Genomic DNA, 14,111 nt, shown 5'->3' with positions numbered 1-14,111 from the left:
AGATATGAGGTTTTTACAGTCTAAGCCCTCCAGAATTGTTCTGGAGGGCTTATATGAAAGGAATGATGGTTATGGAAATTCAACAGGCCATGGACGAGCTGGAGCAGCTGCAAAAAAAGCTGTACGCTTACACGGTAGCCCAGTCCTCTCTGTACTTAGACGGGGTCACCGTGGCCCCCCGGGATACCGCCGCTGGCCGTGGGGTGGCCCTGGGCATTCTGGCCGGGGAGCAGCACAAGATTTTCTCTGACCCCAAGGTGGGGGAGATGCTGGAGACCCTGGCCCAGGCCGGGGAGCAGCTCACCGCCGAGCAGCGCCGCCAGGTGGAGCTGCTGAGCCGGGAGTACCGCCAGCTCACCCGCATCCCTGCCCAGGAGTATATGGAGTACGCCATGCTGGTCAACGAGGCCAGCGATGTGTGGCACCGGGCCAAGGAGACCAACGACTTCCCCCTCTTTGCCCCAGTGCTGGAGAAGCTGGTGGCATACAATCGCCGGTTTGCCGGGTATTACGACCCTGACAAGGCCCCCTATGACGCCCTGCTCAACGAGTATGAGCGTGGCATCACCATGGAGCAGCTGGACCAGTTCTTCGCCACCGTGCGGGACAGGCTGGTGCCTATCATCCATGCCATTAGGGAGAAGGAACAGCCGGACGTGAGCTTCCTCCACCGTACCTACCCCGTGGCGGACCAGCGGAAGTTCTCCGACTACCTCATGGAAGTCATGGGTCTGGACCGGGGCCACTGCGCCATCGGGGAGACCGAGCACCCCTTCACCCTGGGCTTTAATACCCAGGATCTGCGCATCACCACTCACTACTTGGAGAATGACGTGGCCAGCTCCATGTATTCCGTCATCCACGAGGGGGGACATGCCCGGTATGAGCTGGACGTGAACCCGGACTATGACTACACCTGCCTCACCGGCGGGGCCTCCATGGGCATCCACGAGAGCCAGTCCCGGTTCTATGAGAACCTCATCGGCCGCTCCCTGCCCTTTATTGAGGCCATCTTCCCCAAGATGCAGGAGTTCTTCCCCCAGCAGCTCTCCGACGTGACCGCCCAGCAGATGTACCGGGCGGTGAACATGGCCCAGCCCTCCCTCATTCGCACCGAGGCCGATGAGCTTACCTACTGCCTCCACGTGATGGTGCGCTATGAGATTGAAAAGCAGCTTATCGGCGGCACTCTGGCGGTGAAGGACGTGCCTGCTGAGTGGAATCGACTGTATAAGGAGTATCTGGGGGTGGACGTGCCCGACGACACCCACGGCTGTCTCCAGGATTCCCACTGGTCCGGCGGCATGATCGGCTACTTCCCCTCCTATGCCCTGGGCAGCGCTTACGGGGCCCAGATGCTGCGCAACATGGAGAAGGACGTGGACGTGTGGGGCAGCGTGGCCCGGGGAGACCTGGAGCCGGTCACCCACTGGCTGACGGATAAAATCCACCGCTATGGCTGTATGCTGGACCCCAAGGAGCTGGTGGAGCAGGCCTGCGGGGACTTCGACCCCACGGTGTACACCGACTATCTCACGGAGAAATACTCCAAACTCTACAACTTGTGAGGTGACAGACATGGCGTGGACATTGGAACAGATGGAAGAGCAGAGCCGACAGGCGGTGTCTGAGCTGCTGGAGGTGTCCGGCATGACCTCCGGCCAGATTCTGGTGGTGGGCTGTTCCTCCTCTGAGGTGGTGGGGGGCCACATCGGCAAGGCCTCCAGCCTGGAGACTGCCCAGGCCATCTTCCGAGGAATTTGGCCTGTGGTGCAGGAACACGGCATCTTTCTGGCCGCCCAGTGCTGTGAGCACCTGAACCGGGCGCTGATTGTGGAAGAGAAATGTGCTGAAAAATATGGTTATGAGCCGGTGTGTGTGGTGCCCCAGCCCAAGGCGGGGGGCTCCTTTGCCACCACCGCCTGGCAGAACTTTGAGCACCCCGTGGCGGTGGAGCACATCCGGGCCCACGGCGGCCTGGATATTGGCGGAACCCTCATCGGGATGCACCTGAAGGACGTGGCGGTGCCCGTGCGCCTGAGCCTGGACCATATCGGGGAGGGGCTGCTGCTGTGCGCCCGCACCCGGCCTAAGTTCATCGGAGGCAGCCGGGCGGTATACGATGGAGACCCCCGGTAATCGCCTGTTTGCGGGGGCAGTCATCCGGAGAGAGCGTCTGCGCCGGGATTGGAGCCAGGAGGGGCTGTGCCGTGGGATTTGCACTGGGTCCTACCTCTCCAAAATCGAGCAGGGCAAGGCGGAGGGCAGCCCGGATGTGATACGCCTGCTGCTGGAGCGGCTGGAGGTGCCCTGGTACGAGGACCAGGAGACCATGGAAGTGGGGGAGAAGTGGGTGGAGCGCTGCTATGAGGCGGTGCTGTCCTGCGACCCAGAGGACCCTGGTGATCTGGCCCCGGAGTTTGATGCCCAGGGGCCCCGGCTGGCAAGCAGCCCCTATGGATTGGACGTGGCAGTGCTGCGGGGCTTTGTTCACCCGGAACAGCCCATGGGGGACACCGGACTGGAGGAGTATCTGGACCGCCGCCAGCTGTCCCTGTGGCGGGTGCAGCAGGAGCGCTACCAGGAGGCGCTGGACCTGAACCCCTGCGCCTATACCTGGCTGCGGGCAGGGATGGACCGCTATGTCCGGGGGAACAGCTACACCGCCGCGGTGGAGTGCCTGAGCCAGGCCTACCAGCGGGCCAGTGAGCAGGGGTATGTGCGTTTGATGCTGCTTGCCAAGCTGTATATGGGCAACTGCTACTGCAACCAGCTCCATTTGGAGCAGATGGAGGAGCAGTACCGGGTGGCACGGCGACTGGCCCAGGCCCTGGGGGATGAGAGCATTCTGCGCAGCATCGCCTATAATCAGGCTTCGGGATACCTGGAGTGCGGGGAATACCAGAATGCCTATGCCTATTTCTCCACCGTGGATCAGCCCACGGGGATGGAACTACAAAAGCTGGCCCTGTGCTGTGAGAAGCTGGGGCGGATCGGTGAAGCCCTGGAGGCCCTGGACCGGGCAGACAGGATAAACTGGAATATGGAGCTGGGCAGACAGATGTGCCATCTGATCCGCTACCGCCTGGAGCATCCCGACTATCTGCATCACCCGGAATACGGGGCGCAGCTCTTGCAGGTGTTCCAGGACTGCCAGACCCTGCTCCCCATCAGCTTTGCGGCGTTCCACCTGCCCTGGGTGCTGGAGTGGTACACGGCAAACCGGCAGTACCGCAATGCCTACGAACTGCTCCGGGATTTTCCCATCAGAGTGGATTTTTAACCCGGTAAGGCCCTTCCTTGGGAGAACATTTTCCCAAAGGAAGGGCCTTTTTCTGCCCTTATACCCTGTGCTACCATGAATGTGAGGTGAAAGACATGAGACAGACCCTTTGGACGAAAAACTTTACCCTGGTCACCCTGGCCACAACCCTGGGGGCTGTGGGTGGTATTGCAGGCAGCTTTGCCCTGTCCTTTCTGGTCTTTGACGAGACGGGGAGCACCTTGGCCTCCGCCCTCATTCTGGCCATTCAGCTGGTGCCCTATTTTGTCATCCCTCTGTTTGCCGCCCCCTGGATGGACCGAATGCCCCGCAAGCCCTTTCTGGTGGGCGGGGACGTGCTCAATGGCATACTCTACGGAGCGGCGGGCCTCTACCTGATGTTCTGGGACTTTCACTACCTGGGGTATCTGGGCTTTTCTCTGTTGCTGGCCTCCCTGAGTGTCTTTGACGAGCTGGCCTACAACTGCATCTATCCCAAACTCATCCCCAGCGGCCTGGAGGAGAAGGGGTATGCGGTGTCCGCCACCCTCTACCCGGTGCTCAAGGTCATCATGACCCCGGTGGCGGCGATGCTGCTGGACACGGTGGGGGTGGCGTGGATTCTCCTCATCCAGGCCGGGCTGTCCCTGCTGGCGGCGGGGGTGGAGAGCCACATTCAGCTGGTGGAGCAGGTGGAGAAGGGGGGAGCCCGGTTCTCCTTGGCACTGTGGTGGGGGGACATCCGGGAGGCCGCCCGGTACCTCCAACAGGAGAAGGGCCTGCGCAGCATCTACAGTTACATGGCGGTGACCAACGGAGTGGCCAGCGGCTATGCCCCGCTGCTGGTGGCCTTTTTCCGCACCATGCCGGGGATGAGCGCTTTCCTGTACGGCCTATTCTCGGTGGCGGAGTTTGTGGGGCGCAGCCTGGGTGGTGTGGTACAGTACCGGGTGCGTATCCCCGATGAGAAGAAATACGGCTTTGCCTTCTTCGTCTACCAGTTCTACGAGGTCATGGACCTATGCCTGCTGTGGCTGCCCTATCCCCTGATGCTCCTCAACCGGGCAAGTGCAGGTTTTCTGGGGGTGAACAGCGCCACCATGCGCCAGGCGGCGGTGCAGCGGTACCTTCCCGAGGGGCTCCGGGCCAGAATCAACGCCTTTGAGAGCATGTGCATTATGGCTGCTTCCAGCCTGTGCAGCCTGGGGATGGGAGCACTGGGGGAGGTGCTGGATGTAAGGGTGTGTGTCACCCTGGGAGCTGCCTTTACTCTAGTGGTGTGCTGGCTCACCATCTGGAAAAACCGGACACAAGTGCGGCAGGTCTATCAGCCTGGGCGGGATGGAGAATGAAATGCATGTTTCTGGGATTTTGAGACAGAATACCAGAAAAGGAGGCGCACGCCATGGCTGTTCTCACGCTCTGTCTCACCACGGTGGGGTCCTTTGCCGTTTTGTTTCTGTCGGCGAAGCTCATCGGACACAAGCAGATTGCCCAGTTGGACTTTTTCGACTATATCACCGGAATCACCATCGGCTCCATCGCCGCCGAGATGGCCACCGAGCTGGAGGAGCCCTGGAAACCCATGATTGCCATGGTGATCTACGGCGGCATCACCCTGGCTTTGAGCCTCATTCACCGCATGGGGCTGGACCGGACCTGGCTGGACAAGCAGCTCAAGCAGCGCCACATTTCCTCGGCCAAAGAGGTGTTTTTGGCGGTGTGTGACCGCAACCTGAAATTTGTGCTGTTCAAAAAATAGCGACAAGATACCCCCGGCTGTATGTATCGACAGCCGGGGGTATTTCGTCTAGTGATTTACTTCTTCCAGCCCGTTGGGGGTCAGTTTCAGCACCCGCTGGCACACCTGGGAGAGGTATTGCCGATCGTGGGACACGCTGAGGATGGCTCCCGGGAACTCCGCCAGAACCTGGCGAATCACCGGGGCGGAGAGGGGGGAGAAGTTGCGGGTGGGCTCGTCCAGCAAGAGGACATTGCTGCCACGGAGTACCATAGCCAGAAACAGCAGCTTGGCGCACTGGCCGCCGCTGAGGGAGGCGGCGGGATGGTCCATCTCCTCCGCCTGGTACTTCATGGATCCCAGCAGGGTACGGGCCCGGGTGATGTCCTCTTTACGCCCGGAGGGGGCCAGAATCTCCACGGGAGTCAGGCCCCGGGGCAGCTGGTCGAAGTAGTTCTGGGCCATATAGGCGGCCCGAATGTCGGCCCGGGGCAAAAGCTGGTCCGCCAACAACTTGAGCAGGGTGGACTTGCCCACTCCGTTGGGGCCTATAATGCCAATCTTCTCAGGGCCAGTCACCCAAAGATGAATATTTTGGGCCAATACCCGATCTCCAGCGGTGAGCTGGGGCAGGTCCAGGCGCAGCACCGTTTTCCCGGCGGGCAGTGCAGCCTTGACCGGGTCAAAGGCGGCCAGGATGGCCTCCTCCCACTCAGGCATGGGGGTCATCTGTTCCGCCTCTCGCTGGAAGCGGCGGCCGATGGCCTGCACCGTGTGCATCTTCTTTTTCAGCAGACGGCCGCCGTGGGGGTCCTGCCGGGAGATGGTGGCCTGTTGGTGGTCCACCTTGTCCCGAATCTTCCGGTAGGTCTCCAGCTTGGCCTGGTATTGGGCGTGTTCCTTGCGGGAAATCTGCTCCTGTTGGGCAAAGGCCGCCTGGCGCTGGGTGGTATAGGAGGCATAGTCCAGGTTGGATACCGTGCACCGGGCGGTGGTACGGCGGCGCAGCCGCTCCAGATGGATGACCACGTTGGCGGTGCGGGTGAGCAGCAGCTGGTCGTGGGAGACGTAGAGGACGGGGACGGGGCAGGAGAGGAGAAATTCCTCCAGCCACTCCACGGTCTCCACGTCCAGATCGTTGGATGGCTCGTCCAGCAGGAGCAGGTCGGGCTGGGCCAGCAACAGCAGAGCCAGGCGCAGCTTCACCCGTTCACCCCCGGACAGGGTGGACATGGGCCGCCAATCGTAGAACAGCCCCTCGTCCAGCCCCAGCTGTCGGGCGGTGCGGGAAATCTCTCGGGGGTCGGCATCCTCAAAGGCGGGAGTGGAGCGGCAGTAGTCCAGTACCGATAGCTCCAGTGCTTCCGGGGGGAGCTCCTGGGCCAGATACCCCTTGCGGCATCCGTGGTCGATGACCTCTCCCGTCCAGTCGGCATAAGCCTCTACCAGGGCGGGATCATACAGGAGCTTGAGCACCGTGGATTTTCCGTTTCCCTCCTCGCCGATGATGGCGGCCCGATCTCCCGAACCCAGCACGAAGCTCAGGTCGTCCACCAGTACGGTGAGGTCTTTTTTGTGGGTGATAGTGAGGTGTTTTACTTGCATCATGGTCAATCGCTCCTTTCGCAGCAAAGAAAAAAGTCTGTCCTCGCATGACACGAGGACAGACTGACGCAACGAAAGGCAAACCCTGTACAAAGGGAGAACATCTCCCCAGACAGAGTGGTCAGTAAACTGTTCCTCGCGTCACGAAAACCAAGGCCCATGGCTTCATGGACCAAACACTGGTATACAATCATGACAGGAAACAGTTTACTTGTTCATACTTTCACCCTTTGCGTATGAGATTAAAAATAGTGTAGCACAGATAAAATCTGCCGTCAAGAGAGGGCGGCTCAGGCAGTGTGGTGCAGCCCGTCTTCCAAGCGCCGGAACAGGCGGCTCAAAGTGACCACGGCCGCAATGGCCAAGATGACCTCGGCGCAGAACTGGGCCCAGGCCAGGCCGTACAGGGGGAAGAGGCGATTGAGCATGTACAGGGCGGGAATTTCCAATACTACCTTACGGAGAATGGCGAAGATCAGGGAGTTCCGTCCCAGGCCGCAGGCCTGGAAGACACCCACCGCCAAGAAGTCGGTGGCAAAGAAGGGGAGGGCCAGGCACATGGCCCGCAGGAAGGAACTGCCGTAGGAGACCACCTCCGGGTTGCTCATAAACAGAGTGATGAGCTGGGGACTGAAAAGGAAGTAGCAGGCGGTGACCACCACCAGGAAGGACACGGAGATTTTGGCGGTAAAGGTGATGCCGTGCTTCATGCGCCGGTAGTTTCGGCTGGCGTAGTTGTAACTGACCAGGGGCATGAGGCCTTGCGACAGGCCCATGGCCACATACATGGGCACCATGTAGATTTTGTAGGAGATGCCCATGGCGGCCACGGCGTTGGCGCCAAAGGGGGCGGTGAAGCTGTTGAGCACCGTCATGCCCGTGACGTTGAGCAGATTTTGGATGGAGGCGGGGATGCCCACGCCGCACACCCCTTTGACGATGTCACCTTGGAAGGTGAAGTGCTTGGGGTGGATGCGCACAAAGGTGTTGCCCCGGCGCACCCACAGCAGGACAAAGAAGTACAGACAGGCCACACAGTTGGAGATGCAGGTGGCCAGACCGGCTCCGGCCGCCCCCATGTGGAAGCCCCAGGGGAGGATGAAGATGGGGTCCAGAATGATATTGAGCAGACATCCGCTCATGGTGCCGATGCTGGCGTGGAGGGAGGCGCCTTCTGAGCGCACCAAGTAGGCCATGACTACGTTCAAAATGGCGGGAACGGCCCCCAGTCCGGTGGTCCAGGTCAGGTACCCGGTGGTGCTGGCGGCGGTCTGGGCATCAGCACCCAGCACCGTCAACAGGGGCACACGCAGGAGAAAATAGAACACCGAGAAGAGCATGCCGCAGAGAATGGAGCAGTAGAAGCCAAAGGCAGAGCTCTTATACACGGTGTCGTAGTCTTTTCGACCCAGAGCGCGGCTCATCATGCTGGAGCTGCCCACGCCGAAGAGGTTATTGACGGCGTTGAAGGCCAACAGGACCGGAGCGGCCAGGGTGACGGCGGCATTTTCCACAGGGTCATTGAGCATACCCACAAAAAAGGTATCTGCCAGGTTGTACAGCACCATCACCAGGGAGCTCATTACCGTGGGGATGGCCAGGGTGGCAATGGCCTTGGGAATGGGAGTGGATTCAAAGAGCTGGGTTTTGTCGTTGGGGTTCAAGGGTAAAACTCCCCTCCTTTGAAAATTTGTATTATTTTATTATACGCCTTTCCCTGGAAAAGGGCAAGATAAGGAGGGGCGCCCGTGGCACAAAGAGGGGAGCATCATACTTTCGGCCGATTTACGAGTCGCCTTTTCGTGTGTTAAAATACCCGCATTGGAACAGAAAGGAGCAATTGTTTGATGAAATCGACCAATGGGAAAGGTGGTCTGGTGAAAAAGCTGCTGGGGGTGGCGGTATCGGCGGCTCTGTTTTTGTGCCTGATGCCCATGGCCGGAGCGCAGTCTGAGCAAGGGACAAGCTATGTGGCTCTGGGCGACAGCATTTCCTCCGGGTACGGGCTGGAAGAGGGCACCTTGAGTTTTGCCCAGCGGGTGGCCCAGGACAATGGCCTGGAGCTGATCAATTTGGCCCAGGATGGAGAGACGGCTACCTCTCTGCTGGACAAACTACAGACAGACCAGGTTTCCACAGCGGTTGCCCAGGCGGATATCATCACCATAACGGTGGGCGGCAATGATCTGATGAACGCCCTGTATGCCTATCTGACCGATGCGTATAACCAGCGCAACCCCGAGAATCCCACCACCCAGGAGGACATGAAGAATGCCATCATGGGGGGAGATATGGGCGTTCTCACCTTTGCCCTGGAAGTAGGACCTGGGTTTTCCAATTCGGAGCGGGCCACCCAGGCGCTGGCCGACTTTCATACCCACTTGACCCAGATGGTCTTGAATATCCGCGCGGAGAATCCCCAGGTTCAGCTGGTGGTGGTGGAGCAGTACAACCCGTACAGCTACTTGGTCAAGGAGCTGTCCAAGAATCCCATCTTCGCCAGCTCGGCCCAGAGCCTGTGCGCGGCCTTTGGGGCGGGGGTGGCAGACATCAATGACGTGATCGATGCTGTGGCGCAGCAGCAGGAGTGTTCGGTGGCCAAAGTATATGATGCCTTTGAAACCGCCCAGGAAAACCCCTGCAACGCCTCTGTGTCCTTACCTGTAAAGCTGAACCTGGATTTCCACCCCAATGCATATGGACATGGTCTCATTGCCCAGCAGGTCACCGACCTCCTGGCCCAGCAGGTCATCGTGCCCCCAGAGGATGTGGTGGTGGAAGATCAGCCCCAGGGAGATGTGAGCAATCCTGCCGCAACCCAGACACCCACACCCCCAGTCCAAACACAGGACGTGTTCCAGGTGCAGCAGCCGCCGGCAACCGGAGACACCAGCGATCTGGTGATCTGGATGATTCTGGTGTGCGTCACGGGAGCCTGTCTGGTGGTGGTCACCATTTTACAGAACCGACGCAAGGGTGGAAAACACGAATCTTGATCAATCATGAGAAAGACAAACGCCGGGGTACAGAGGACCGCTCTGTTGCCCCGGCTGTTCGGTGCACACAACCTTCACAGGAACTTTACACAAGTTGGATGGCGAGTGGCAGGACGGGAGACTATACTGGAGACCATAGACTAGGAAGAATCTCTAGGAGTGGTGATTGTTATGCTGCCTTGTCAGAAGACCTGTCCCAGCTACCGAGAGGGGTGCCACAAGACCTGTGCCAACTGGCTGTTGTTCCAGCGCAGGCAGAAGGAGCAGCGGGAGGCCAAAAAGGCCTATCTCCGCTACCACATGGCCCGGTGCACCCAGGCGGTCCACCAGTTGGAGAGCCTCCAGGTGCGCCGCCAAGTATGGTAATACCAATTGTAGAGAGATGAAAAGCCCCCGCCCTTCGGTTTGCGCCGGAGGGCGGGGGCTTTTGACGACTCAAGGGGGGCTTGAGATCGTTGCAAGGGGATTACTGGTCGGCCTCGTCCTTGCGGCGGGTTACCACGTAGGCGGCGCCAGCCAGGGAGATCACGCCAGCCGTGGCCCAAGCGGCCAGATGGCTGTTATCGCTAGTCTGAGGCACCTTCTCGGGCTTGGTGGTGGCCTCAGGCTTGCTGGAAGCTTCGGGCTTGGCAGAGGCCTCGGGCTTGTCGGTGGTCTCGGGAGTACCGTCGGCGGTGAGGCCGTCCATGGCGGCGGTGAGGGCAGCCACGGCATCGTTCACAGTCTTCTGATCGTCCACAGACAGGCTGTTGTCCGCCATCACAGCCTGGGCATTGGCCAGAGCGGTGCGGAAGGTGGCCACAGCCTCAGCGGGATAGCCGTCCAGGTTCATGTTCTCGGCCTGGTTGATGAGGTCATCCAGGATGGACTTGTCGGCCTTGAAGCGCTGGGCCATGATGGCCTCCAGCAGCTCATCACAGGCGGTCTCTACCTCAGCCTGGGTGGCGTTGGGATCGTCATAGACGGTCTGGGCCTTCTCCAGAGCATCCAGCAGCATCTGCCAGTTGGTCTCCACATACTTGTCGGCATTCTCCACCATGCCGTTGGCACGGTCGATGAGCAACTCCAGCATGGACTTGTCGCAGCGCAGCTGCTGAGCCTCAATGGCCTCCAGCAGAGCGGCATAGGCGGCGTCCACCTCATACTGCAGAGCGTCGGGGTCAGCGGACACGGCCTCGGCCTTGTCCAGGGCGTCCAGCAGCATCTGCCAGTTGGTGTCCATGTACTGGTCCTCGTTGGCCACCATTTCCTTGGCGCGCTCAATGAGCAGGTTCAGAGCTTCCTTGTCACCCTGGGTGAAGTCCAGCAGGTGCACCGCTTCGAACAGGTCCTCGGTGGCCTTGTCCACCTCGGGCTGGGTGGCGTTGGGGTCAGCCAGAACGGCCTGGGCCTGGTCCAGAGCAGCCTGGTACTTGGCGGCCACGGTGGGAATGAGCTTGCTGGTATCCTGGGCAGCGGCGTAGTCATACACCTTCTGCAGCAGAGCCTTGCTGGCCTCGGTGGCGGGCTCGTCGGTGTCGGTCAGCTGGTCGATGGCGGTACGCAGAGCGGCCACGGCCTCAGCAGTGTCCTTGCTGTCCTCGGCGTACAGCTTCTGCACCTCGATGAGGGCGTCGATCATGGTGTTGACGGCGGCCACATCCTTGCCGGTGATGTCGATGGCCTCAGCCTCGGCGATGATGTCCCGGACGGTGGTGTCCTCGGGAATCTGCTCGTAGGTGAACTGAACCTCGGAGATCTGATACCAGTTCTTCTTGGTGGCAGTGAGCAGGACGCGGACGTACTTGACCACGGTGGAGTCAAACTCGATGGTGGTGTCAGAAGAAGAGCTGTCCAGGTGGCCCACGGTGGTCCAGGTCTCCTTGTTGGTGGACACCTGAACGTCGGCGCCCTCCAGAATGTCAGCGCCCACGTTGCTGGGCTGCACCACACGAATCTGAGACATGTTCACAGCCTGGGGGAAGGTGAACACGAACTCCTTGCCAGCCTCCTGGTCCTTCTCGAACCAGCACTTGGTGTTCAGGTTGCCGTCCAGCATCTTGTCATAGCTGTAGCTCTGATAGTAGCTGTCGGTGGCGGAGACGGTGGGAGTGTTGCCGTCGGGCAGCATGAGAGCGGCCTTGGCGGTGTTCACAGACTCCAGGGCGGCGGCCACAGCCTGGGCGTCATTGCCCTGGGAGTACAGAACCTCTTCCGCAGCGTTCACAGCGGCCTTGTACTCGGTGTAGCCGGACTGATAGCCGATGTCGGTGAGGGGGAACTGGGTCTCCACATACAGAGCGAAGTTCTTGAGCAGAACGGCCTTGGCCTTGGCCTCGGTGAGGGCGGCCAGAGCCTCGTCCACCGCCAGCTGCTCGCTGTCCTCCTGGTCATACACGGCCTGGGCAGCATCCAGAGCGGTCTGGTACTCGGCGAAAGTGGCGGGGATGTAGTCGGCGGCGTTGAGCTTTGCCTCCAGCTCGGCGCCCAGATCGGTCTTGTCGGTGAACAGGGTGTAGGTGAAGGTGTACACGTCGCCTTCCTTAGAGTAGGTACCGGAGACATTGCCTTCGCTCACCAGCTTGTAGCCGTAGATCTCGTCAGCGGTGAAGGAGTACTCGTTGCCGATGGTGCCGTACTTCACCACGTCCTCCTTGAGCACCTTGCCGGTGTCGCTGACGTAGCGCAGGGTGACGGTGCCCAGGCTCTCAGCGCTCTGGAACTCACCGGCGTCGGGGAGGGTGGAGCCCTTCTCAAAGCCAGCCACGTTGCCCAGCACCTGATAGTTCTCCTTGAACTGCTCGAAGTTGATGGTGGCGTTGCTCTCCACGTTCCAGGCCTTGGAGGCCAGGGCACGCAGCTCGTCGGCGATGTCCTCGGTGATCACGTCCTCATCCACCAGGGTGGGGTTATCGCACCAGATGGCCATGGAAGTACCCTTGATGGAGGGGTGGTCGTCGGCAATGGTGTTGGACTGGAACTTGCCGGGGGTCCAGTTCTCGAAGATGTTCTTGTCCTGGTTCAGGACGTCGAAGGAGTGCTGCTCCCGGCCGTCGGTGGGCTTATCGTTGCGCAGCACATAGTAGAAGAAGCTGGCGTTGACGTTGTAGATGGTGTCGTGGCCCTTGTTGATGAAGGTCTGGAGCTTGGCGATGTCCCGGTTCCAACCCATCTGGGACCAGAAGTCTACACCGATGTAGTCGTGCATGACAATGCGCTGAGCTCCTTCCCAGGAGTTCTCACCGTAGTACAGGCCGTCGTTCCACACACGGGGAGTGAAGCCCTTGGAGTGGACATACTCGGCCAGCTCGTTGATGTAGTTGGCCAGCACGTCCTTCCACTGGTACTCAGAGCCCAGGGTCTTCTTGGCGTAGTCATTGAGCACGCTCTTGTACTCGGTGGTGAAGGGGGCGCGGTCAAACTCCATGTACTCGTCGCCGCCGATGTGGAAGTCGGTGCAGCCCTCAAACAGCTCCATGTACTCATCGTACAGAGAATAGATGTACTCCACAGCCTCAGGGTTGGTCACGTCCAGACCGGACTTGTAGTGAGAGCCCTTGTTGCTGATCTGGCCATACTCGGGGTGGGCACGGAGAATCTGGTCCACATGGCCGGGGCTGTCAAAGGAGGGGATGACCTTCACGCCGTACTTCTCAGCCTCAGCCAGAATCTCCCGCACCTCGTCCTTGGTCAGGTACTCGTCAGAGACGATGGAGGGGTCGGTCTCACACTCAATGCGGAAGCCCAGGTTCTCAGAGAAGTGGATCTGGATGGCGTTCATCTTCAGGAAGGACATCTCACGGATTTGGCGGATGAACCAGTCCTTGCTGATGTACTTACGGGCACAGTCCACATGGAGACGGCGCTCGGCCACGTCGGGATAGTCCACGATGGTGCCGTAGGGCAGACCGTCGTTGGCCACCATGTAGTTCTGGATGGTGCGCAGAGCGTACATGACGGCGTTCTCGCTGGCGGCGGTGATGACCACGCCGTCGGCGCCGATGTCAATGCGGTAGGCCTCGGTGCTCTCGGAGCCGTCATACAGGGAGCTGTCGGTGTCCAGCTTGATGAGCACATCAGCGGAAGCCACGTCCTCCTCGTTGGCGTACACCATGGTGAAGGGGGTGGAGGAGACCACTTCCTTCTCCACAAACTCGGAGTTGACCAGCTTCACCACTTCGGCCAGGCGCTCGTTCTCCACGTTCTCCTGGGTGGCCAGCACAGCCAGGCGGGTGGAGGGAGACATCACCCAGGTCTGCTGGGAATCGTCCACGGTGTACTTCTGGACAATGGGGTTGACCAGGGTGGCCAGGTCCTCACTGCTGCGCACGTTCATGGAGACAGAGGTGTTGCCCGTGGCTCGAGCCTGAGGCAGGGTGAAGGGGGCGGACAGGCTGAAGGTCAGGGCGGTGGCCAGTGCCAGGGCGGCCACCCGTTTGTTCTTTGCTTTCATTGTTTCAAATCCTTTCCGATGTCAGGTTCCTGCACCGCCCCGCCCCGGTGGGCGGAGCGGTACAGAAGGGGAAGG

General features: G+C 60.2%; 10 protein-coding genes. 7 read left to right on the top strand and 3 right to left on the bottom strand.

The window, feature by feature from the left end; all coding sequences use genetic code 11:
• Positions 1–71 precede the first annotated feature (71 nt).
• The 5 genes from B5F12_RS04525 (at position 72) to B5F12_RS04505 (ending at position 5,024) form a co-directional block, all read left to right on the top strand.
• The gene (locus tag B5F12_RS04525; protein WP_087231080.1) at positions 72–1,568 is read left to right on the top strand and encodes a carboxypeptidase M32; all 1,497 of its coding nucleotides are present in this window, start codon (positions 72–74) and stop codon (positions 1,566–1,568) included.
• A 10-nt stretch (positions 1,569–1,578) separates the two neighbouring features.
• On the top strand, positions 1,579–2,139 hold the full coding sequence (locus B5F12_RS04520; RefSeq protein WP_087230951.1) for a TIGR01440 family protein: 561 nt from the start codon (positions 1,579–1,581) through the stop codon (positions 2,137–2,139).
• The gene (locus tag B5F12_RS04515) at positions 2,123–3,283 is read left to right on the top strand and encodes a helix-turn-helix transcriptional regulator (RefSeq protein ID WP_087230948.1); all 1,161 of its coding nucleotides are present in this window, start codon (positions 2,123–2,125) and stop codon (positions 3,281–3,283) included. Before B5F12_RS04520 ends, B5F12_RS04515 begins: the two co-directional genes overlap by 17 nt.
• Positions 3,284–3,378: 95 nt before the next feature.
• Positions 3,379–4,614 (top strand): MFS transporter, encoded by a 1,236-nt coding sequence (locus B5F12_RS04510; protein WP_087230945.1) that lies wholly within the window; start codon positions 3,379–3,381, stop codon positions 4,612–4,614.
• Between the two features lie 53 nt (positions 4,615–4,667).
• Positions 4,668–5,024 carry a YetF domain-containing protein gene (locus tag B5F12_RS04505; protein WP_087230942.1) on the top strand — a complete coding sequence of 119 codons (357 nt, stop codon included), beginning with the start codon at positions 4,668–4,670 and terminating at the stop codon, positions 5,022–5,024.
• A 48-nt stretch (positions 5,025–5,072) separates the two neighbouring features.
• Here B5F12_RS04505 and B5F12_RS04500 read toward each other — a convergent pair whose 3' ends face one another.
• Together B5F12_RS04500 and B5F12_RS04495 are read right to left on the bottom strand one after the other, a co-directional pair.
• Complete coding sequence (locus B5F12_RS04500; protein ID WP_087230939.1) at positions 5,073–6,611, bottom strand: ATP-binding cassette domain-containing protein; 1,539 nt, start codon at positions 6,609–6,611, stop codon at positions 5,073–5,075.
• A gap of 287 nt (positions 6,612–6,898) precedes the next feature.
• The gene (locus tag B5F12_RS04495; RefSeq protein WP_242954890.1) at positions 6,899–8,272 is read right to left on the bottom strand and encodes an MATE family efflux transporter; all 1,374 of its coding nucleotides are present in this window, start codon (positions 8,270–8,272) and stop codon (positions 6,899–6,901) included.
• Between the two features lie 183 nt (positions 8,273–8,455).
• Here B5F12_RS04495 and B5F12_RS04490 point away from each other — a divergent pair, with 183 nt between their 5' ends.
• On the top strand, positions 8,456–9,604 hold the full coding sequence (locus B5F12_RS04490; RefSeq protein ID WP_087230935.1) for a GDSL-type esterase/lipase family protein: 1,149 nt from the start codon (positions 8,456–8,458) through the stop codon (positions 9,602–9,604).
• A 171-nt stretch (positions 9,605–9,775) separates the two neighbouring features.
• Positions 9,776–9,970 (top strand): hypothetical protein, encoded by a 195-nt coding sequence (locus tag B5F12_RS04485; RefSeq protein WP_087230932.1) that lies wholly within the window; start codon positions 9,776–9,778, stop codon positions 9,968–9,970.
• Between the two features lie 100 nt (positions 9,971–10,070).
• On the opposite strand, the gene B5F12_RS04480 is transcribed toward B5F12_RS04485, so the two are convergent.
• Positions 10,071–14,036 carry a family 20 glycosylhydrolase gene (locus B5F12_RS04480; RefSeq protein WP_087230929.1) on the bottom strand — a complete coding sequence of 1,322 codons (3,966 nt, stop codon included), beginning with the start codon at positions 14,034–14,036 and terminating at the stop codon, positions 10,071–10,073.
• Positions 14,037–14,111: the final 75 nt, after the last annotated feature.

The sequence above is a fragment of the Pseudoflavonifractor sp. An176 genome (assembly GCF_002160435.1).
Classification (GTDB): domain Bacteria; phylum Bacillota; class Clostridia; order Oscillospirales; family Oscillospiraceae; genus Enterenecus; species Enterenecus faecium.
Note: the sequence above shows the minus strand (reverse complement) of the source record. Positions and strands in the feature narration are given on the sequence as shown.